14 protein-coding genes and 1 tRNA gene are annotated in these 20,589 nt (G+C 61.9%); 10 read left to right on the top strand and 5 right to left on the bottom strand.

Annotation, left to right across the window (positions count from 1 at the left end):
• Window positions 1-25 precede the first annotated feature (25 nt).
• Window positions 26-496, bottom strand: coding sequence for an Hsp20 family protein (locus BSY240_RS19580; RefSeq protein ID WP_054148215.1), 471 nt, complete (start codon window positions 494-496; stop codon window positions 26-28).
• Window positions 497-895: 399 nt separating this feature from the next.
• Here BSY240_RS19580 and BSY240_RS19575 point away from each other — a divergent pair, with 399 nt between their 5' ends.
• Window positions 896-1,888 carry an alpha/beta fold hydrolase gene (locus tag BSY240_RS19575; protein ID WP_069043434.1) on the top strand — a complete coding sequence of 331 codons (993 nt, stop codon included), beginning with the start codon at window positions 896-898 and terminating at the stop codon, window positions 1,886-1,888.
• 10 nt (window positions 1,889-1,898) lie between these two features.
• On the opposite strand, the gene hisN is transcribed toward BSY240_RS19575, so the two are convergent.
• Window positions 1,899-2,675, bottom strand: a complete 777-nt coding sequence (gene hisN / locus BSY240_RS19570) for a histidinol-phosphatase (RefSeq protein ID WP_054148213.1) — start codon at window positions 2,673-2,675, stop codon at window positions 1,899-1,901.
• A 326-nt stretch (window positions 2,676-3,001) separates the two neighbouring features.
• Window positions 3,002-3,877 carry an N-formylglutamate amidohydrolase gene (locus tag BSY240_RS19565; RefSeq protein ID WP_069043433.1) on the bottom strand — a complete coding sequence of 292 codons (876 nt, stop codon included), beginning with the start codon at window positions 3,875-3,877 and terminating at the stop codon, window positions 3,002-3,004.
• A 198-nt stretch (window positions 3,878-4,075) separates the two neighbouring features.
• On the opposite strand from BSY240_RS19565, the gene cpdR1 reads away from it, so the two are divergent.
• Window positions 4,076-4,438 carry a response regulator CpdR1 gene (cpdR1, locus tag BSY240_RS19560; protein WP_006726917.1) on the top strand — a complete coding sequence of 121 codons (363 nt, stop codon included), beginning with the start codon at window positions 4,076-4,078 and terminating at the stop codon, window positions 4,436-4,438.
• Between the two features lie 95 nt (window positions 4,439-4,533).
• Window positions 4,534-4,608 (top strand) — tRNA-Val (locus BSY240_RS19555).
• Window positions 4,609-4,696: 88 nt separating this feature from the next.
• On the opposite strand, the gene BSY240_RS19550 is transcribed toward BSY240_RS19555, so the two are convergent.
• Both BSY240_RS19550 and BSY240_RS19545 read right to left on the bottom strand, forming a co-directional pair.
• A complete protein-coding gene (locus BSY240_RS19550) occupies window positions 4,697-5,122 on the bottom strand; it encodes a hypothetical protein (protein WP_069043432.1) in 426 nt (141 codons plus the stop codon).
• A 1-nt stretch (window position 5,123) separates the two neighbouring features.
• Window positions 5,124-5,819, bottom strand: a complete 696-nt coding sequence (locus BSY240_RS19545; protein ID WP_069044062.1) for a fumarylacetoacetate hydrolase family protein — start codon at window positions 5,817-5,819, stop codon at window positions 5,124-5,126.
• A gap of 258 nt (window positions 5,820-6,077) precedes the next feature.
• On the opposite strand from BSY240_RS19545, the gene BSY240_RS19540 reads away from it, so the two are divergent.
• From BSY240_RS19540 to glgB, 7 genes are all read left to right on the top strand, one after another.
• Window positions 6,078-7,505, top strand: coding sequence for a mannose-1-phosphate guanylyltransferase/mannose-6-phosphate isomerase (locus BSY240_RS19540; RefSeq protein WP_069043431.1), 1,428 nt, complete (start codon window positions 6,078-6,080; stop codon window positions 7,503-7,505).
• Window positions 7,506-7,637: 132 nt separating this feature from the next.
• Window positions 7,638-10,982, top strand: coding sequence for a transglutaminase family protein (locus tag BSY240_RS19535; protein ID WP_069043430.1), 3,345 nt, complete (start codon window positions 7,638-7,640; stop codon window positions 10,980-10,982).
• Window positions 10,983-10,986: 4 nt separating this feature from the next.
• Window positions 10,987-13,401 (top strand): circularly permuted type 2 ATP-grasp protein, encoded by a 2,415-nt coding sequence (locus BSY240_RS19530; RefSeq protein WP_054148208.1) that lies wholly within the window; start codon window positions 10,987-10,989, stop codon window positions 13,399-13,401.
• A 4-nt stretch (window positions 13,402-13,405) separates the two neighbouring features.
• Window positions 13,406-14,287: a transglutaminase family protein gene (locus tag BSY240_RS19525; RefSeq protein ID WP_054148207.1), complete on the top strand. Its 882-nt coding sequence runs from the start codon at window positions 13,406-13,408 to the stop codon at window positions 14,285-14,287.
• Between the two features lie 90 nt (window positions 14,288-14,377).
• Window positions 14,378-15,646 (top strand): vWA domain-containing protein, encoded by a 1,269-nt coding sequence (locus tag BSY240_RS19520; protein WP_171901599.1) that lies wholly within the window; start codon window positions 14,378-14,380, stop codon window positions 15,644-15,646.
• A 261-nt stretch (window positions 15,647-15,907) separates the two neighbouring features.
• Window positions 15,908-18,370: a glycogen/starch/alpha-glucan phosphorylase gene (locus BSY240_RS19515; protein WP_054148205.1), complete on the top strand. Its 2,463-nt coding sequence runs from the start codon at window positions 15,908-15,910 to the stop codon at window positions 18,368-18,370.
• Window positions 18,370-20,583 (top strand): 1,4-alpha-glucan branching protein GlgB, encoded by a 2,214-nt coding sequence (gene glgB / locus BSY240_RS19510; protein ID WP_069043429.1) that lies wholly within the window; start codon window positions 18,370-18,372, stop codon window positions 20,581-20,583. The genes BSY240_RS19515 and glgB overlap by 1 nt, the downstream gene beginning before the upstream one ends.
• Window positions 20,584-20,589 lie beyond the last annotated feature (6 nt).

Genomic DNA, 20,589 nt, shown 5'->3' with positions numbered 1-20,589 from the left:
GGGGGCCAGATCGTCTAGAAGACGATCAGTTCACATGCGCCTCGATCGCCTTGGGCGCGCTGCCGAGGGGCTCTGCGGCAATCGAGATCCGGCGCGGCTTCATCGCTTCGGGGATGTTGCGCAGCAGATCGATGTGCAGCAGGCCGTTCTTCAGCGAAGCGGCGGTGACTTCCACATGATCGGCAAGCTGGAAGCGACGCTCGAAGGCGCGCTTCGCAATGCCGCGATAGAGGAATTCGCTCTGCTCGGCCTTCTCGTCCTCGAGCTTCTCACCCTTGACGGTCAGCACATGGGCATGCGCCTCGATCGATAGCTCGCTTTCGTCGAAGCCGGCAACGGCCATGGTGATCCGGTAGAGGTTCTCGCCGGTGCGTTCGATATTATAGGGCGGGTAGCTCTGCGCCTGTTCCGGCTGACCGAGGCTGTCCAGCATGGTGAACAGGCGATCGAAACCGACGGTGGAACGATAGAGCGGGGAAAAATCGACGTGACGCATTGTGTCCTCCTTGAAGCGACGTTGGCGTTCTCTTGAGTCCGCTGGCATCCCGCTTGGGGCGATGCTGGCGGCGGTCTGCGGACCCTTCTGGCGTCCGCAGAACCGATGTGGGAAATGGCGCGATCGAATTCAAGATCTTCCGTCCCAGCGCCGCTCATCCCGCGATGAACTGCGGGTGAACGCCTGGTTCAAGCCGGGTTCAAGCATACTCATCTAGGTTTGGATCATCGGTTGTCTCGACCGACCGGGCCGGAGATATCGTCCCTTCCACTTCGGCCGGACTTCGCCGGAACCGCAGCCCTCCGTCTGCGGTTCCGGCTTTTTTCTTTGACTTGCGACCGGGCTGCAGCCTATCCCCAAGAGACGAGACGCGGCTTCAACCGACAGGCAGTTGCAGGCATGGACGCCATTCTTCACGCCACCCCCGGAAACCCGATTCCAGGCAGGCCACAGGTAGGCTTCTTTGAGGGCCATCGCGGTATCCGCCTGCGTTACGCGGTCTTCCGGTCGAGTGCCCCGAAGATCAAGGGCACGATCGTCCTCTTGCATGGACGAAACGAAAGCATCGAAAAGTATTTCGAGACTATCCGCGAGCTCAATGAAAGCGGCTTCTGGGTTGCGACCTATGATTTTCGCGGCCAGGGCGGATCGGAACGGCTGCTGAAGAAGGATCCGCGCCGAGGACATGTCGGCCGCTTCGACCATTATGTCCGCGACCTCGAGATCTTCCTCGAACAGATCGTGCTGCCGGACACCCGTCTGCCCTTTTTCCTGCTCGCCCACTCGACCGGTGGCCTGATCGCCTTGAAGGCGGCTCCGCGTCTTTCCAACCGCATCGAGCGCATGGTGCTGGCGGCCCCCTTCGTCGGCCTCGGCGGCCAGAAGACATCGCCGGAGAATATCCGCCGGATTGCGACCCTCGCAAGCTTTACCGGTTTCGGCGGCATTTCGCTGACGAAGGACGAGCCCTTGAAACCCTTTGAGGGAAATCCGCTGACATCGGATGCCCTGCGCTTTGCCCGCAACCAGCGGATCATGCTCGACCATCCGGAACTGGCACTTGGCCCACCCACGGCGCGCTGGCTCTACGAGAGCCAGAAGGCGATCGACGCCATCCGCAAGCCGGGCCATCTCGCATCGATCACGGTGCCGACGGTGATCATAGCGCCCGGCAATGATCCGATCGTGCCGTATCACTATCAGGAATCCATGGCACAATATTTCCGCGCCGGCCAGCTGGTGCCGGTCGCCGGCGCACGCCACGAGATCCTGCAGGAGCAGGATCGCTATCGCAAACAGGCGCTAGCCGCCATCTTTGCCTTCATGCCGGGCGGCGAGCCCGACGAGGCAGATCCCGCCGAAGAACTGACAGTCTCCACCCTGGAGGCCTGAGCGAAAGGGCTTAGCCGCGCTTGAGCATGTCCATGGCCTGCGCATGAACGGCCTTTGAGCCGGCCGCGATGATCGAACCGCCAGCCTCAGGTCGCCCGCCGTCCCAGGTGGTGATGATCCCACCCGCCTGCTCGATGATCGGGATCAGCGCGCCGACGTCATAGGGCTTCAAGACAGTCTCGATGACCAGATCGACATGACCGGCTGCGAGCAGGCAATAGGCATAGCAATCCACGCCGTAGCGGAAGAGCTTGACCTTGTCCTGCACGGCCTGAAAACGCTCGACTTCCCAATCCTTGAAGAGATGCGGCGAAGTGGTGAAGAGGATCGCGTTTTCGAGCGATCCGCAATCGCGCACCTGATTCTGCCGTTCGCCATCGGGACCTGAGTACCAGGAGCGCTCGCCATCGGCATAATAGCGCTCGCCTGTGAAGGGCTGCTCCATCAGCCCCATGACCGAGCGGCCCTTTTCCTGGAAGCCGATCAGCGTGCCCCAGACGGGAACGCCGGAAATGAAGGCCCGCGTGCCGTCGATCGGATCGATGACCCAGAGATGATCGCTGTCCATCCGGATATTCTCGTGCTCTTCGCCAAGAATGCCATGGGTCGGAAATTCCGCTTCGATCAGCTTGCGGATGGCAATTTCGGCCGCCTGGTCGCCTTCGGTGACGGGGTCGAAACCGGCTTTCTCCTTGTTGACCACAGACAGGCCCGAGCGAAAGCGCGGAAGGGTCTCGGCCTTGGCGGCATCGGCCAAGCGAAAGAAGAAATCACGATCTGGGCGCATGGAAAGATCCGTCGTCTGGAGGGAGCTCCGTCTTAGCGCCAGTCGCAAGGAAAGAAAACCACCGCCGGCCGCCTTCTTCGCCCTCACCGGACGCCCGCCGACCGGCCTCAGAGCGCGAAATTGCGTAAATTTTGGCCTTGCTCAAAAATGCACCAATTTTCGACTTGACAATGGTGCACCGCAACATCTAACGTCTCACTTACAGTCTTCTGACTGTAAATACCCTCCTTGGGTGTTTCCTCCCTAGACTTAACCGCGCCACGAGCGCGGTTTTTTTTGCCCGGCACAGAGCGCCGAGGGCCGCAACATCTGGAAATCGGAAAAAACTATTCGGCCGCCAGCGCCCGGTCGCCGGCATAGTCGGCGACGAAATCTGCCATCTGCTCCATGAACACGGCGAGCGAGCCGGCTAGGACATCGAAGTCAGAACGCTTTTCGAGCGTCGTCTCGTCGATATAAATCGAACGATTGACCTCGATCTGCAGAGCGTGCAGCCCGCGGGCCGGTCGGCCGTAATGCTCGGTGATGAAGCCCCCGGCATAGGGCTTGTTGCGCACGGCCGCAAAGCCGAGGTCCTCCAGGAACTGCAACGCCGCCTGGCTGAGCTCGGTTGACGCGCTCGTCCCATAACGGTCGCCGATAATGAAATCCGGCTTCAGACCGCTGCCCGCGACGCGGATATTGCCGGGCATCGAATGGCAGTCGATCAAGACGCCGAAGCCGAACATCGCATGGGTCCGGGCAATCAGCCGGCGCAGGCAGGCATGATAGGGCTTGTAGCAGCTCTCGATCCGCTCCATGGCGACCGAAAGCGGCATGCGCCTTTCGTAAATCTCCATGTTCTCGGCAACGATGCGCGGGATCGTGCCCAGCCCGCCCGCCACACGCGCTGAATTGCTGTTGGCAAAAGGCGGCAGCGGATCGGAAAACATCCGCGGATCGAGCTCGTAGGGCTCCCTGTTCACGTCGACATAGGCGCGCGGGAAATGCGCGACGAGCAGCGGCGCACCGAAGCCGGGCGCCGCCGAGAACAGCTCATCGACGTAATGATCCTCCGAACGGCGAATCGAAATCTCGTCGAGTCGCGACTCACCGAGGAAGGCCGAGGGGTATCGACGACCGCTATGGGGGGAGTTGTAGACAAAGGGAATGGTCTGGGTCGCGGGCTCTCGAACCTCGAACAGGTCGAATTCGTTGGTCATCCGCTTTCCAGGGCCTCTTCTTTACCAAGTCACAAACTTGTTGCGTGTCTCATGTTGCCAGTCGCCCGTTGCAAAGTCCATACTCCCGGAAATGGCGGAGCAGGCTCACTTTCTCGTTGTTCACCGGTTCTTTACTGAGCCGACCCTAAAGTGAGCGGCTGCAAGCTTACCCATGCAATCGAGTACAGCGGTCCCTAAATGACTCAGAAAATCCTTCTCGCCGAAGATGACAACGACATGCGCCGGTTCCTGGTAAAGGCGCTCGAAAAGGCAGGCTACAAGGTCTCCTCCTTCGACAACGGCGCCTCAGCCTATGACCGCCTGCGGGAAGAACCCTTCTCCCTTCTGCTCACCGACATCGTGATGCCGGAGATGGACGGCATCGAGCTGGCGCGCCGCGCCACCGAACTCGATCCGGACCTGAAGGTCATGTTCATCACCGGCTTTGCCGCCGTTGCACTGAACGCCGATTCGAAGGCTCCGAAGGACGCAAAGGTCCTGTCCAAGCCTTTCCACCTTCGCGATCTCGTCGACGAAGTGAACAAACTCCTTGCGGCATAAGGCCTTCTTGAGAGATTGAAAAAATCTCTTCACAAAACTGCAAAATGCCTATTGACGGGCGAACAGGTTTTGTGGTCTTAAGCCGCTCATCGGATGGGCGTGTAGCTCAGCGGGAGAGCACTACGTTGACATCGTAGGGGTCACAGGTTCAATCCCTGTCACGCCCACCATTCGAATTCTTTCAAGGGCTTGCCGGAAACGGCGAGCCCTTTTGAATTTGCGGTTTGCGATCTGCACGAGGCAGCGAATCAGGCGGCCTCACCCCTTGACCACCGCAACCTCTTCCCCCGCATAGACCACTACATATCCGCCCTGCGGCTTCAGCGCTTGTGCCCGCTCTTCGAGCCAGCTGAGATACCGTTCCTCCCGCCAGATTTCCCCTGCCTCGGGCTCCACCAGCACCGTCAGCTGCGGCCCCTGCGCATACATCATCATGCGGCTGACGCTCGGCTCCCATTCGTCCCCGAGTGTCGGGTCCGTGCGCCAGAGGCAGAAGAAGTCGCGACAGGTCGCAGGCCTGACATCATAGGCGTCGCAGCCACCGCCGACGAGGCAGTGGCGACAGGGTTCGTTTGCCGGTTTGTCGAATTCGGCGATGTCGGGAAGGATGCAGCAGAGCGAACAGCTGCCGCAATCGCGGCCCGGCACCAGCGCCGAGCCCTGCCCTTGCCCAGATAAAGTCATCTCAGGCTGCCGGACCGATGGTGACGGAGATCGGCGAGAGGCCCTCAACCGCGCCCAGGAGCCGGTCACCCGGCTGCAGCGCGCCGACGCCCGAAGGCGTGCCGGTGAAGATCAGGTCGCCCGGCGTCAGGTGATAGTAGCGCGAGAGATGGCTGATGATTTCAGGCACCGACCAGACCATCTCGTTGAGATGCCCCTCCTGGCGAAGGCCGTCATTGACGGTGAGCGAGATGCGCTGCGAATTGGGCTGGAAGTCGCCAGCCGCGGTGATCGCGCCGATGACGGCCGAATCCTCGAAGGCTTTCGCGATATCCCAGGGACGCTGTTTTTCCTTCATGGCGTTCTGTAGATCCCGCCTTGTCATGTCGAGCCCGACGGCATAGCCGAATACCGCCTCCATCGCGTCATCGGTCGAGACCCGGAAAGCCGGCGCCCCGATCGCGATCACAAGTTCGATCTCATGATGGTAATCCTCGGTGCCTGGCGGATAGGCGATCGCGCCCCCCTCGAGGACGAGACCCGTTGCAGGCTTGGTGAAGTAGAAGGGCGCGACACGATCGACGGTGTTGCCGAGTTCGGCGGCGTGGGCGGCGTAGTTTCGCCCGACACAAAAAATGCGGTGAATGGGGAAACCCTCTTGCCGGCCATGAATCGGGACAAGCGGGGCGGTCGGAACGGAAAACAGCGGACGGGTCACAGACAAGGACATTCTCTCTGGATTGATGAGGCTCGGGCCCGCCAAGACTGGCAGCGGGGATCACCAGCATACCCGCCTGAGCGCGGCAATGCATCCGGCTTGATTGGCAAGGTTGAATGGTCGACCGGGCTTGGAACATACCGCCAAACATGTAACAAAACCGCCGCAGCTGCGTTCACCTGCCCTTAGGGCATCGTGCTCGCTCCGACATCAGCCGGGACGGATCCGCCCCGGCAAGACATCGAAAGGCATAAAAACATGAGCATCAAGATCGTGCCGGTCATCATGGCCGGCGGCAAGGGAACAAGGCTTTGGCCGCTGTCGCGCGCAGCCGCTGCGAAGCAGTTCATCCGCTTCCTCGGCGATGAGACCTTGCTGCAGAAGACGCTGGCCCGAGTCTCCGACGCGACGATCTATGAAGCCCCTGTCATCGTGACCAACGAGGATTTTCGTTTCCTCGTCGCCGAACAGGCCCGCGAGATCGGTGTCGCGCTTGATGGCATCATCCTGGAGCCGGAGGCGCGCAACACCGCGGCCGCTGTCGCCGCCGCCGCTTTGATCGTCGGTGAGCGCCATGGCAGCGAGACGCTGATCCAGATCCTGCCCTCCGACCACGAGATCACCGTCGATGATACCTATCGCGGCTGCGTGCAAAAGGCGGCCCGTGCGGCGCGCGACGGCAAGATCGTCACCTTCGGTATCACGCCGACCGAGCCAGCAACCGGCTACGGCTATATCGAGATCGGCGACGACCTCGACAATGGGGTGAACAAGGTCACGCGCTTCGTCGAAAAGCCGAAGGCAGAGGTCGCCGAAAAGATGCTGGCGAGCGGCAACTATGCCTGGAACTCCGGGATGTTTGTCTTCTCCGCCGGCCAGATGATTGCGGAGCTTGAGACACTGGCGCCTGAAGTTCTCGCGGCCGTCCGGACCTCGATCGAAAAGGCCAAGGGCGATCTCGACTTTACCCGCCTTGATGCGGAAAGCTTTGGCCAAAGCCCGAGCATCTCGATCGACTATGCAGTCATGGAGAAGACGCCGAATGCGGCGGTTGTCCCCTCGCCCATCATTTGGTCCGACCTCGGCAGCTGGGACGCGATCTGGAAGCTCGCCGAAGGCGATGAAAACGGCAATGTCGTCAGTGGCAACGCCACCGTCTCCGACACCACCAATTCGCTCGTCATGTCGCGCAACGCCCATCTCGCCGTCCAGGGCATGGAAGGTGTCGCCGTCGTCGCCTCCGAAGACGCCGTCTATGTTGGTCGCCTCGACCGGGCCCAGGATGTCGGCAATCTCGTCAAGATGCTCGCCGCCGACAAGAAGACGGCGCATCTCACCGAAAACCACCCAACGGCCCTTCGCCCCTGGGGTGGCTATACCTCGATCCTCAATGGCGATCGCTTCCAGGTGAAGCGCCTCTTCGTGCATCCGGAAAAGAAACTCTCGCTGCAGAAGCATCATCACCGTGCTGAACACTGGGTCTGCGTCAAGGGAACGGCAGAGGTCACCATCGACGACAAGGTCACTGTCCTGCACGAGAACCAGTCGATCTACATCCCGCAAGGATCCGTGCACCGCCTCGCCAATCCCGGCAAGATCCGCCTCGAAGTGATCGAGGTCCAGACCGGCTCCTATCTCGGCGAAGACGACATCATCCGCCTGGTCGACGAATTCGGTCGGAGCTGAGTTCAGGCCATACACCGCATCTGCGCGGCCCGGCGGCTTCCACCGTCCGGGCCGCTTGCTTTATGGCGCTGCATTGCACAAGATCGACGCAAGCCGGAAAAAGCGGCAGGGCGAACAGCGAAGCGGTAAAGAATGGCGATCAAGGCAAGCATCTATCATCTCACCCACTACAAGTATGACAACCCGGTCCAGCTCGGACCGCAGATCATCCGGCTGAAGCCTGCCGCCCATTCCCGCACCAAGGTTCTCTCCCATTCGCTGAAGGTCACGCCCGAGAACCACTTCGTCAATCTGCAACAAGACCCCTACGGCAACTACCTTGCCCGCTTCGTCTTCCCGGACCCGGTCACCGAATTCAAGATCGAGGTCGACCTCGTCGCCGACATGACGGTTTACAACCCGTTCGACTTCTTCACCGAGGAAGTCGCGGTCAAATGGCCCTTCGACTATCCGGAAGATCTGCGCGACGACCTCAAGATCTACATGACGCCGGAGCCGGCGTCGCCGGCGCTCGACGCCTTCATGGCGACTATCGACACGACGGAAGGTCAGGGGACGGTCGATATGGTTGTCGGGCTCAATGCCCGCCTGCAACAGGAGATCGGCTACGTCATTCGTATGGAACCCGGCGTCCAGACGCCGGAGGATACGCTGACATCGGCCCGCGGCTCCTGCCGTGATTCGAGCTGGCTGTTTGTCCAGATCCTGCGCCGCCTCGGGTTTGCCGCCCGTTTCGTCTCCGGTTATCTCATCCAGCTCGCACCGGACCTGAAGGCGCTCGATGGTCCCTCCGGCACCGAGGTCGACTTCACCGACCTGCATGCCTGGACGGAAGTTTACATTCCCGGCGCCGGCTGGATCGGCCTGGACCCGACCTCGGGCCTCTTGACCGGCGAAAGCCACATCCCTCTGGCGGCCACCCCGCATTACAAGAACGCCGCCCCCATCTCCGGCGGCTATGTCGGACAGGCCAATACCGAATTCGCATTCGACATGCAGGTGAAGCGCGTTGCCGAACATCCGCGCATCACCAAGCCTTTCTCCGACGACAGCTGGGATGCCCTGAATGCGCTCGGACAGAAAGTCGATGCCGACCTGAAAGCCCATGACGTGCGGCTCACCATGGGCGGCGAGCCGACCTTCGTGTCGATCGATGACTTCCAGTCCGCAGAATGGAATACCGATGCCGTCGGCCCGACCAAACGCGACCTCGCCGATCAGCTCATTCGCCGGTTGCGCCAAAAATTCGCCCCCGGCGGCTTCCTGCATTACGGCCAGGGCAAGTGGTATCCGGGCGAAAGCCTGCCACGCTGGACCTTCTCGCTCTACTGGCGCAAGGACGGCAAGCCGATCTGGCATGACCCGGCGCTAATCGCCGCCGAACACAAGGATACCGGCGTCACACACCAACAGGCCGAAGCGTTGATGGCCGGGATCGCGGCCGAGCTCGAGATCGAAACCGACATGATCATCCCGGCCTTCGAGGATCCGGCCGAGTGGATCATCAAGGAAGGCAGCCTGCCGGAAAACGTCGACCCCTCGAACTCCAAGCTTGAAAGCGCGGAAGAGCGGGCCCGCATCGCCAAGGTCTTCGAACGCGGCCTGACAACCCCGACCGGCTACATCCTGCCGGTCCAGGCCTGGAACGCCAAGGCCGGCGGCCGCCGCTGGGTCAGCGAGAAATGGCGCACCCGCCGCGGCAAGATCTTCCTCATCCCCGGCGACAGCCCGATCGGCTTTCGCATGCCGCTCGGTACCCTGCCTTATGTGCCGCCGTCGCAGTATCCCTATATCCACACCACAGATCCCTCGATTCCGCGCTCACCCTTGCCGGATTTTGGCCCGCAGGTCCGCGAGGGTCGCGCCCTGCCCGAGGCCTCCCGCAGAACCGGTGAGGCCCAGCAGGATCGCAACGAGCAGAACATCACCGGCTCTGCCGGCGATATCAGGGGCGCCGTGCGCACAGCCATGAGCGTCGAGGCCCGCGATGGCCGCCTCTGCGTCTTCATGCCACCGGTCGAGGCTGTCGAGGACTATCTCGAACTGGTCGCGGCCGCAGAAACTGCCGCACGTGGGCTTGGCCTGCCGGTCCATATCGAAGGCTACGCACCGCCTCAGGACGAGCGCATCAACGTCATCCGCGTTGCCCCGGATCCGGGTGTCATCGAGGTCAACATCCACCCGGCTTCCAGCTGGGATGACTGCGTCGCGACGACGAACGCCATCTATGAGGAAGCGCGCCAGACCCGCCTCGGCGCCGACAAGTTCATGATCGACGGCCGCCACACCGGCACCGGCGGCGGCAACCATGTCGTGGTCGGCGGCGCCAATCCTGACGACAGCCCCTTCCTGCGCCGTCCCGACCTGTTGAAGAGCCTGATCCTGCACTGGCAGCGCCACCCGGCGCTCTCCTACATGTTCTCCGGCATGTTTATCGGCCCGACCAGCCAGGCGCCGCGCTTTGACGAAGCCCGCCACGACAGCCTCTATGAGCTGGAAATCGCCATGGCCCAGGTGCCGATGCCGGCCAGTGGTGCTGCAGCCCCCCTGCCCTGGCTCGTCGATCGGCTGTTCCGCAATCTTCTGATCGACGTCACCGGCAATACCCACCGCTCGGAAATCTGCATCGACAAGCTGTTTTCGCCGGACGGTCCAACGGGCCGCCTCGGCCTTGTCGAGTTCCGCGGCTTCGAAATGCCGCCGAACGCGCGCATGTCGCTTGCCCAGCAATTGCTGGTCCGCGCACTGATTGCCCGCTTCTGGAAGAACCCGATCGGCGGCCGCTTCGTCCGCTGGGGCACAAGCCTGCACGATCGCTTCATGCTGCCGCATTACCTCTGGCTGGACTTCCTCGAAGTGCTCGCGGACCTGCGCGAACACGGCTTCGACTTCAAGCCGGAGTGGTTCGCCGCCCAGCTGGAATTCCGCTTCCCCTTCGTCGGCGAAGTAACCTACGAGGGCTCGAAGCTGGAACTGCGACAGGCGCTGGAACCATGGCATGTCATGGGAGAAGAAGGGGCGATTGGCGGCACGGTCCGCTATGTCGACTCATCCGTCGAGCGCCTGCAGATTCAGCTGGAGACAGCCAATCCCGAACGTTTCGTCGTGGCCTGCAACGGGCGCCAGGTGCCGCTGCGCAAATCTGACGTCAATGGCGTTGCTGTGGGCGGCGTGCGTTACAAGGCCTGGCAGCCGGCCTCCGGTCTGCATCCGGTCCTGCCCGTCAACACACCGCTAACATTCGACATCTATGATACATGGTCTGCCCGGTCGATCGGGGGCTGCGTTTATCACGTCGCGCATCCTGGCGGCCGGACCTACGACACTTTCCCTGTGAATGGGAACGAAGCGGAAGCCCGTCGGCTTGCACGTTTCGAGCCTTGGGGCCATACAGCCGGCTCCTATCCCCTATGGCCCGAGACCGTGTCGCCGGAATTCCCGCACACTTTGGACCTGAGACGACCGCAAGGTATCTGATCTGATGGCACAGAAGACGGCAGCGGAGCTTTCCCCGCCAGACGCGCCGAAAAGCAAGGCCCGCACGGCCGGCTATCGTGCGCTGGCGGGCGCCGCCGACGAGATGATCGACAACAAGGGCAATGTCCGTCCCGTCTGGCAGGCCCTGGTCTCGGCGATCGACACCATGCCGGAAGAGGATCTGCACGAGCGCTTTGCCCGTGCGGATCGCTACCTGCGCGATGCCGGCGTCTTCTACCGTGCCTATGGTTCTGGCGGATCGAGCGAGCGAGCCTGGCCCTTCTCCCACATCCCGGTGATGATCTCGGATGCGGAATGGCAGGTGCTGGCCGAGGGGCTGGTCCAGCGCGCGAATCTCCTGGAAGCGGTCGTCGCGGACATCTATTCGGAAAACCGGCTGGTCCAGGAAGGTTTCCTGCCACCGCAGCTGATCGCCTCGAATCCGGAATTCCTACGCCCGCTTGTCGGCATCAAGCCGGCCGGCGGCCACTACCTGCATTTCTGTTCCTTCGAAATCGGCCGCGGACCCGACGGCAACTGGTGGGTGCTGGCCGATCGCACCCAGGCGCCCTCGGGTGCGGGCTTTGCGCTGGAAAACCGGGTGGCGACCGCCCGCGCCTTCTCCGATGTCTATGCGGAGACCCACGTCCACCGGCTGGCCTCCTTCTTCGGCGCCTTCCGCAAGGCGCTGCAAGCGCGCACCCGCGGCTCGGACGAGCGCATCGCGGTTCTGTCTCCGGGTCCTGCCAACGAGACCTATTTCGAACATGCCTACATCGCCCGCTATCTCGGCATCATGTTGCTCGAAGGTGAGGACCTCACCATCGTCAACGGCAAGGTCATGGTCCGCACTGTCGCCGGCCTCAAGCCCGTCAGCGTCCTCTGGCGCCGCCTCGATGCGGCCTTTGCCGATCCGCTGGAGCTCGATCAGAATTCCTATATCGGCACGCCCGGCATGGTGGAGGCGCTGCGCAACGGCGCCGTCACCTTCGTCAACGCGCTCGGCTCCGGCATTCTCGAAACCCGTGCGCTTCTCGCCTTCATGCCCACCCTCTCGCGCCACCTGCTCGGCGAGGAACTGAAGCTGCCCTCGATCGCCACCTGGTGGTGCGGCCAGAAGGCCGAGCGCGAACACGTCGCGGCCCATCTCGACCGTATGGTCATCGGCTCCGCCTTCTCGCGCCTGCCGTTCTTCGATGACGGCGGACGCTCTGTCATGGGCTCGCGCTACAAGGACCCGCAGGGCAGAACCACTGCCGCATGGCTGGAATCAGAAGCAGGCAACCTGGTGGGCCAGGAAGTCGTGACGCTCTCGACCACGCCTGCCATGATCGACGGCAAGCTCACGCCGCGGCCGATGTCGCTGCGTGTCTTCGCCGCCCGCACCCAGAATGGCTGGCAGATCATGCCAGGCGGCTTTGCCCGGATCGGCAGCGGATCGGATGTCTCGGCGATTGCCATGCAGTCCGGCGGCAGTGCGGCCGATGTCTGGATCGTCTCCGACAAGCCCGTTGACCGCACCTCGCTTTTGCCGGCGGAGGAGACCTTCACCCGCAACATGCCCGGCAGCCTGCCGAGCCGGGCGGCCGACAATCTCTTCTGGCTTGGCCGCTATATCGAGCGCGCCGAAGGGGTGCTGCGCATCCTGCGCGCCTGGCATGCGCGCTATGCCGAAAGCGCCAATCCGGACCAGCCGCTGCTCGCCTTCGTCAGCGAATATCTTTCGAACATCGACGTCGACACCAAGTCCGGTGTGCCGGAAAGCCTGCTGCGCAACATCGACAGCGCCGTCTATTCGGCGAGCAACATCCGCGACCGCTTCTCGCCGGACGGCTGGCTGGCGCTGAACGACCTATCGAAGACCGCCAAGCGCTTCCACGAAAAGGTGAAGCCGGGCGACGATGCCGCTCATGCCATGACCATCCTCCTGCGCAAGCTCGCAGGCTTTGCCGGTCTTGTGCATGAAAATATGTACCGTTTCACCGGCTGGCGCTTCCTGACCATCGGCCGCCTCCTGGAACGCGGCCTGCACATGACACGCCTGCTTGGCCACATGACCGGCCCCGATGCCCCCGATGGCTCGCTCGACATGCTGCTCGAGATCGGCGACAACGTCATGACCCATCGCCGCCGCTACAATGTCTCGACCGCGCGCCTCACTGTCACCGACTTGCTTGCACTCGACCCGCTCAATCCGCGATCGATCCTCTTCCAGCTGAACGAGATACGCATCGAGGTCGAGCAACTGCCGAACGCCATGGTCAACGGCCAGATGTCGAGCCTCTTCCGCGAGGCAATGCGCCTGCATTCGGGGCTTGCCGTAATGACGCCGGAAGCCATGTCGGCGGATGTCTACACCAATCTGGAGCGTGAATTGGAGAAGTTCTCCGATATCCTCGCCCAGACCTATTTGAGCTGACGCGATGCTCTACGACCTCTCGCTCCATATCGGTTACCGCTACGAGGTTCCGGCAACCGGCGCCCATCACATGTTGCGGCTTCTGCCGCTCTCGCTTCCCGACCGTCAGCGACTCGTCGCCGGTGCGATCACGGTCAGCCCGGAGCCAGACGAGATCTCGACCTTCAACGACTTCTTTCGCCATCCGACGAGCCACGCCATCCTGCGTGGTCCGCATGAGAAGCTCGACATCCGCATGCAGGCCCGGGTGATGGTTCAGGCCCAGCCGATGGCTGCCGACTTTTCACCGCTGCTCGACCGACTTCCGCAGGAGATCGGCGAAACCTGGTCGCTCGATGCGGAATCACCGCATCATTTTCTCGGCACAAGCCCGCGGCTACCCCGGGACAAGGCGATCGCGGCCTATGTGCGCAGCATGCTGAAACCCAGCATGACAGTACGCCAGATCGCCGAGACGCTCTGCAGCCGCATCCACGAGGACTTCAAATACGACGCCGAAGCAACGACCGTCGACACGACGCCGGCGGAAGCCTTCGACAAGAAGCGCGGCGTCTGCCAGGACTTCTCCCATGTGATGATCGTGGCGCTGCGCAGCCTCGGCATCCCCGCTGGCTATGTCAGCGGCTTCCTGCGCACCATCCCGCCGCCGGGCAAGGAGCGCCTGGAAGGGGCAGACGCCATGCATGCCTGGGTCCGCATCTGGTGCGGCAAGCTCACCGGCTGGCTGGAACTCGACCCCACGAACGACATCGCGGCCGGCACCGATCACATCGTGGTCGGCTACGGCCGGGACTATGCCGACGTCGCACCCGTCATCGGCGTGTTGAAAAGCTATGGCTCGCATCAGACGGACCAGGCCGTGGATGTCATCCCGGTGCGCCAATAGTGCATTCTTACATCGAATTTTATTGATCCCATTAAACGGATCGCAATGGGACGCAGTCTATAACCCTCCAAACGCTGATTTTGGATGGACATGATGACTACCCCTGACAGCCCGCGCAAATCGCTCTTCGCACGTCTTTGGCGCGACCGCGCCGGCAATTTCGGCCTGGCAACGGCCATCCTGCTCCCCGTAGCAGCCGCCACCGCTGGTGTGGCAATCGACTTGAACCGGATGGTCCAGGTGCGCGCCACGTTGCAGGACGCCGCCGACTCGGCCGTCCTGTCTGCAGCAAATGCGCTGGCGAAAGACGATAAACTCTCCGACGACGCCGTTCTCGAATTCGCGCGCAAATTCATGAAGGCACAGCTAAACAACGTGCTTCCAGGCGGCGCAAGCGACCAGACCGACGAGGAAGCGGAAGAAGACCCATTGGCCGGCGCAGTCGGGAATGTCGAGCGAAAGCTCGGAAAGACAGGCAAGACCGTCGAAGTCAGTCTGTCACCGACCTATACCTTGACAACCAATGGCATGACCGCCCTGCTCGGGTGGAAGGAAGTAACCGTCAGCGTTACGGCAACGGCACAAGCCACGCCTGAAAGCGGCGCAGCCGTGTCGATGTATGTCGTGCTGGATCGTTCCGGCTCGATGTCCTTCACCACGAACACGGTCGATACCTCGGTTACGAGCTGCGTGAACTACAGCGCCGCAAACTGGGCCTACAAGGACATCCTGCCCGGCCGAAGGAACTACCTCAATCCGTCAAGCCCTTGCTACGTCAAGAAGATCCAGGCTCTGAAAACGGCCTCGGCGGTCATGATGAACGAGCTGGTGAAGGCTGATCCGAAGGGTGACCTCATCCGTGTTGGCGCAGTGTCTTACAACGACGCCACCCAGCCAGCCTCCGGCATGGCATGGGGCGTCACGACCGCGACCAACTACATCACCGTGCTTCCATCCGTGCCGACCGGCGGCACCAACGCCTCGGGCGGTATGGAGCTTGCCTTCAAGGCTTTGACAGAAGACAACGACGCCGAGAAGAGTGCGCACTCCGCCAAAGGTAATTCGGACTTTGCTCGCTACATTGTCCTGATGACCGATGGCGAAATGACCGGCAACAGCGCTTCCTGGAACCCGGCTATCGACACAAAAGTCCTGGAACAGTGCACAGCTGCAAAAGAGGAAGGCATCGAGATTTTCACGGTTGCCTTCATGGCCCCTCAGAAAGGCAGAGAGCTGCTGCTAGCATGCGCGACGTCTGACGACCACTACAAAGAACCGACCGACATGGCCGGTCTTGTTAAGGCCTTCGGCGACATCGGCAAGGCTGCGGCTGCGGCCTCGACCCGCCTGACCAACTGACACGATCCAAAACGTTTTGGATTTCTCCCACAATTCGACCGCAGCCGTCATGGCTGCGGTCTTATCGCTTCTTCACGCTTTTCAGATAATATAATCAGATCAGGGCCTTGAGGCCCAAGACGGCGCTCCGAACAAAAGTTCTCCTCGCAGCTTCCCGCCTGTTGCAACTGTCTCATTTCGATGCGTAAACTGGCATTCACGGAAGCGGCACCGCTATCGCATCGGCGCCGCCCGGAGACACGAACAACGCCAGGCGGACCGATGATCAAGACTCCCCACAAAGTCGACCTTCCCCTTCCCAAGCGCGGAGTTTCCGATCCGGACGCCCTGGCCGCCGAGATCATGGACAAGCTGACCTACAGCATCGGCAAGGATGCCAAGGTGGCAACGCCGCATGACTGGCTGACAGCAACCATCCTCGTGGTGCGTGACCGCATCATCGACACGTGGATGGAATCGACCCGCACCACCTACATGAACAACGGCAAGCGGGTTTATTATCTATCGCTCGAATTCCTCATCGGCCGCCTCCTGCGCGACGCCATGTCGAACCTCGGCCTGATCGATGACATCCGCCAGGCGCTGTCCTCTCTGTCAGTCGAATTCGACGTGATCGCAGGCCTCGAACCTGACGCAGCGCTCGGCAATGGCGGTCTCGGTCGTCTCGCCGCCTGCTTCATGGAGAGTATGGCAACCGTCAACATTCCGGCCTATGGCTATGGCATTCGCTACGTTCACGGCCTCTTCCGCCAGCAGATGGCCGAGGGCTGGCAGGTCGAACTGCCGGAAAGCTGGCTCGCCCACGGCAACCCCTGGGAATTCGAGCGGCGCGAAAGCTCCTACGAAGTCGGCTTTGGTGGCACAGTCGAAACCGTCGATGGTCCGGATGGCGAGCCGCGTTACGTCTGGAAGCAGGGCGAGCGCGTCATCGCCACCGCCTTTGATACCCCGGCCGTCGGCTGGCGCGGCGAGCGCGTCAACACGCTGCGCCTCTGGTCGGCCCAGCCGATCGACCCCATCCTGCTCGACGCCTTCAACGCCGGCGACCACATTGGCGCGCTGCGCGAGAGCAACAAGGCCGAATCGCTCACCCGCGTCCTCTATCCGGCCGACGCCACGCCCGCCGGCCAGGAACTGCGCCTGCGCCAGGAATTCTTCTTCTGCTCGGCCTCGCTGCAGGACATCGTCCGCCGCCACCTGCAGCAGGGCAACACGCTCGCCCAGCTGCCGGATAAGGTGGCGATCCAGCTCAATGACACCCATCCGGCCGTCTCCGTTGCCGAACTGATGCGCCTGCTGGTCGATGTGCACGGCGTGGCATTCGACGAGGCCTGGGAAATATCGTCCAAGACCTTCTCCTACACAAACCACACACTGCTTCCGGAAGCGCTGGAAAGCTGGCCGGTGCCGCTGTTCGAGCGCCTTTTGCCGCGCCACATGCAGCTCGTTTACGCGATCAACGCCAAGGTCCTGCTCGACGCCCGCAAGAAGCGCGGCTTCAACGACCATGAGATCCGCCAGATCTCGCTGATCGACGAAAGCGGCGACCGCCGCGTGCGCATGGGCAACCTGGCCTTCATGGGTTCGCACTCGATCAACGGCGTCTCCGCGCTGCACACGGAGCTGATGAAAGAAACGGTCTTCTCCGATCTCCACAAGCTCTATCCGACGCGCATCAACAACAAGACCAACGGCATCACCCCACGCCGCTGGCTGATGCAGTGCAATCCCGACTTGACCGACCTCATCAAGGAAGCGATCGGACCGGAATTCCTCGACGACGCAACGAAGCTTAAGGGTCTCGACGCCTTCGCCGACGATCCGGCCTTCCAGCAGAAGTTCGCGGCGGTGAAGTTCGCCAACAAGCAGAAGCTGGCGAGCCTCGTGGCAAGCCGCATGGGCATCAAGCTCGATCCGCATGCGATGTTCGACATCCAGATCAAGCGCATCCATGAATACAAGCGCCAGCTTCTCAACATCATCGAGACGGTAGCGCTCTTCGACCAGATCCGGTCTCATCCTGAACGCGACTGGGTCCCGCGCGTAAAACTCTTCGCCGGCAAGGCAGCGCCCAGCTACCACAACGCCAAGCTCATCATCAAACTGGCCAACGACGTCGCCCGCATCATCAACACCGACCCCTCGGTGCGCGGTCTGCTGAAGGTCGTTTTCATTCCCAACTACAACGTCTCTCTCGCCGAAGTCATGGTGCCCGCCGCCGATCTTTCCGAACAGATTTCCACCGCCGGCATGGAAGCGTCGGGAACCGGGAACATGAAGTTCGCGTTGAACGGTGCATTGACCATTGGAACGCTCGACGGCGCCAATGTCGAAATGCGCGATCATGTGGGCGAGGAGAACATTGTGATTTTTGGAATGACCGCAGACGAGGTCGGACGCGTGAGGGCGGATGGACACAATCCGCGCGCCGCAATCGATGCCTCGCGCGAACTGCAGCAGGCCCTCTCGTCGATCGCATCCGGCGTCTTCTCGCCTGACGATCGTGACCGCTATGCCGATCTGATGCAGGGCATTTACCAGCATGACTGGTTCATGGTTGCCGCCGATTTCGACGCCTATGCCAAGGCCCAGCGTCAGGTGGACGACATCTGGACCGATACCTCGGCCTGGTATTCCAAGACCATCCGCAACACGGCCCGCATGGGCTGGTTCTCGTCGGATCGCACCATCCGGCAATACAACGCGGATATCTGGAGAGCTTGATGGCAAAATCACCGAAGAGGAGCGGTGACGTAGCGAAGCCGGACACACCGTCGGCAGCAGAAATCGAAGCGATCATCCACGGGACGCATGGCGACCCCTTCGCCTTTCTCGGCGTGCACGAGGCAGGCGCGGGCCATGTTGCACGTTGCTTCATCCCGGGCGCCGAGACGGTGATTGCCTACAATCTGGCCGGATACCACGTCGGCGAACTCGCGCGTCTGCACGATGCCGGCTTCTTTTCAGGCCCGGTCAAGCTCGATGGTGTTCTGCCGGTCCGCTACCGCGCCACCCGCGGCGATGCCGAATGGACGGTGACCGACCCCTACAGCTTTTGGCCGATCCTCGGGCCGATGGACGATTACTTCATCAAGGAAGGGTCGCATCTGCGCCTCTTCGACAAGATGGGCGCCCATCCGATCAAGCATCAGGGTGTCGACGGCTTTCACTTCGCCGTCTGGGCCCCCAATGCCCGCCGCGTCTCCGTCGTCGGCGATTTCAACGACTGGGACGGACGTCGCCACGTCATGCGCCTGCGCCGCGACACCGGCATCTGGGAAATCTTCGCGCCCGATGTCCGGGCCGGTGCCAGCTACAAGTTCGAAATCGTCGGGCCGCATGGCGATCTTCAGCCGCTGAAGGCCGACCCCTTTGCGCGCCGCGCCGAGATGCGGCCGAAGAACGCCTCGGTGACGACACCTGAGCTCGAACAGGACTGGGAAGACGAGGCCCACCGCGAGCACTGGGCAAGCATCGACCAGCGCCGCCAGCCGATTTCGATCTACGAGGTCCATGCCGGGTCCTGGCAGCGCCGCGACGACGGCTCCATGCTGACCTGGGACGAGATGGCCGCAAGGCTGATCCCCTACTGCGTCGACATGGGCTTTACCCATATCGAATTCATGCCGGTGACCGAGCACCCTTACGACCCGTCCTGGGGCTATCAGACGACGGGGCTTTACGCGCCAAGCGCCCGCTTCGGCGAGCCGGAGGGTTTTGCCCGTTTCGTCAACGGCTGCCACAAGGTGGGCTTGAGCGTCATCCTCGACTGGGTGCCTGCGCATTTCCCGACGGACGCCCACGGGCTTCGCAACTTCGATGGCACGGCGCTCTACGAACATGCCGACCCCCGCCAGGGCTTTCACCCGGACTGGAACACCGCGATCTACAATTTCGGTCGTCAGGAGGTTCTGTCCTACCTGATCAACAACGCCCTCTACTGGGCCGAGAAATTCCACCTCGACGGCCTGCGCGTCGATGCTGTCGCGTCCATGCTCTACCTCGACTATTCCCGGAAGGAAGGCGAGTGGATCCCCAATGAATACGGCGGGCGGGAAAACCTGGAGTCGGTGCGCTTCCTTCAACAGATGAACCACCACGCCTATGGCAGCCATCCGGGCATCATGACGATTGCCGAGGAGAGCACCTCCTGGCCAAAGGTCTCGCAGCCGGTCCATGAAGGTGGCCTCGGCTTCGGCTTCAAGTGGAACATGGGCTTCATGCATGACACGCTGAGCTACTTCGCCCGGGATCCGATCTACAGGAAGTACCATCATCAGGAGCTGACCTTCGGCCTGCTCTATGCCTTTTCCGAGAACTTCGTTCTGCCGATCAGCCACGACGAAGTGGTACACGGCAAGGGTTCGATGATCGCGAAGATGCCCGGTGACGACTGGCAGAAGTTCGCCAATCTCCGCGCCTATTACGGCTATATGTGGGGCCATCCCGGCAAGAAACTGCTGTTCATGGGCCAGGAGTTCGCCCAGTGGAGTGAGTGGTCCGAGGCCCGCTCGCTCGATTGGAACCTGCTCGATTATGCCCCGCATGAAGGCATGCGCCGGCTGGTCCGCGACCTCAACTTCACCTATCGCTCCAAGCCGGCACTCCATGCTCGCGATTGCGAGGGCGAGGGCTTCGAGTGGATCAATGCGGATGATCAGGAGAATTCGGTGCTCGCCTGGCTGCGCAAGGCACCCGGCGAAAAGCCGATCGCCGTGATTTGCAACCTGACGCCGAACTATCACGAACAATACGAATTGAGCTTGCCTGCGGCCGGCCGTTGGCGTGAGATACTGAACACCGATGCCGAAATCTATGGTGGTAGCGGTAAGGGCAATGGTGGCCGCGTGGAGGCGCATGCCACGGGAAGCGGATGGGCGAAAGCAGGGCTGACCCTGCCGCCGCTGGCCGTGATCATGCTGGAATTGGAACAGTAAGGGGAG

It is taken from the genome of Agrobacterium sp. RAC06 (assembly GCF_001713475.1).
GTDB lineage: Bacteria > Pseudomonadota > Alphaproteobacteria > Rhizobiales > Rhizobiaceae > Allorhizobium.
Note: the sequence above shows the minus strand (reverse complement) of the source record. Positions and strands in the feature narration are given on the sequence as shown.

Excerpts from the sequence above, each read along its gene's own strand:
- BSY240_RS19565 (WP_069043433.1), bottom strand. The coding sequence starts at position 3,877 with ATGACCAACGAATTCGACCTGTTCGAGGTTCGAGAGCCCGCGACCCAG.
- hisN (WP_054148213.1), bottom strand. The coding sequence starts at position 2,675 with ATGCGCCCAGATCGTGATTTCTTCTTTCGCTTGGCCGATGCCGCCAAG.
- BSY240_RS19520 (WP_171901599.1), top strand. The coding sequence starts at position 14,378 with ATGATGACTACCCCTGACAGCCCGCGCAAATCGCTCTTCGCACGTCTT.
- glgB (WP_069043429.1), top strand. The coding sequence starts at position 18,370 with ATGGCAAAATCACCGAAGAGGAGCGGTGACGTAGCGAAGCCGGACACA.
- BSY240_RS19540 (WP_069043431.1), top strand. The coding sequence starts at position 6,078 with ATGAGCATCAAGATCGTGCCGGTCATCATGGCCGGCGGCAAGGGAACA.
- BSY240_RS19575 (WP_069043434.1), top strand. The coding sequence starts at position 896 with ATGGACGCCATTCTTCACGCCACCCCCGGAAACCCGATTCCAGGCAGG.
- BSY240_RS19515 (WP_054148205.1), top strand. The coding sequence starts at position 15,908 with ATGATCAAGACTCCCCACAAAGTCGACCTTCCCCTTCCCAAGCGCGGA.
- BSY240_RS19530 (WP_054148208.1), top strand. The coding sequence starts at position 10,987 with ATGGCACAGAAGACGGCAGCGGAGCTTTCCCCGCCAGACGCGCCGAAA.
- BSY240_RS19550 (WP_069043432.1), bottom strand. The coding sequence starts at position 5,122 with ATGACTTTATCTGGGCAAGGGCAGGGCTCGGCGCTGGTGCCGGGCCGC.
- BSY240_RS19525 (WP_054148207.1), top strand. The coding sequence starts at position 13,406 with ATGCTCTACGACCTCTCGCTCCATATCGGTTACCGCTACGAGGTTCCG.
- BSY240_RS19580 (WP_054148215.1), bottom strand. The coding sequence starts at position 496 with ATGCGTCACGTCGATTTTTCCCCGCTCTATCGTTCCACCGTCGGTTTC.
- cpdR1 (WP_006726917.1), top strand. The coding sequence starts at position 4,076 with ATGACTCAGAAAATCCTTCTCGCCGAAGATGACAACGACATGCGCCGG.
- BSY240_RS19535 (WP_069043430.1), top strand. The coding sequence starts at position 7,638 with ATGGCGATCAAGGCAAGCATCTATCATCTCACCCACTACAAGTATGAC.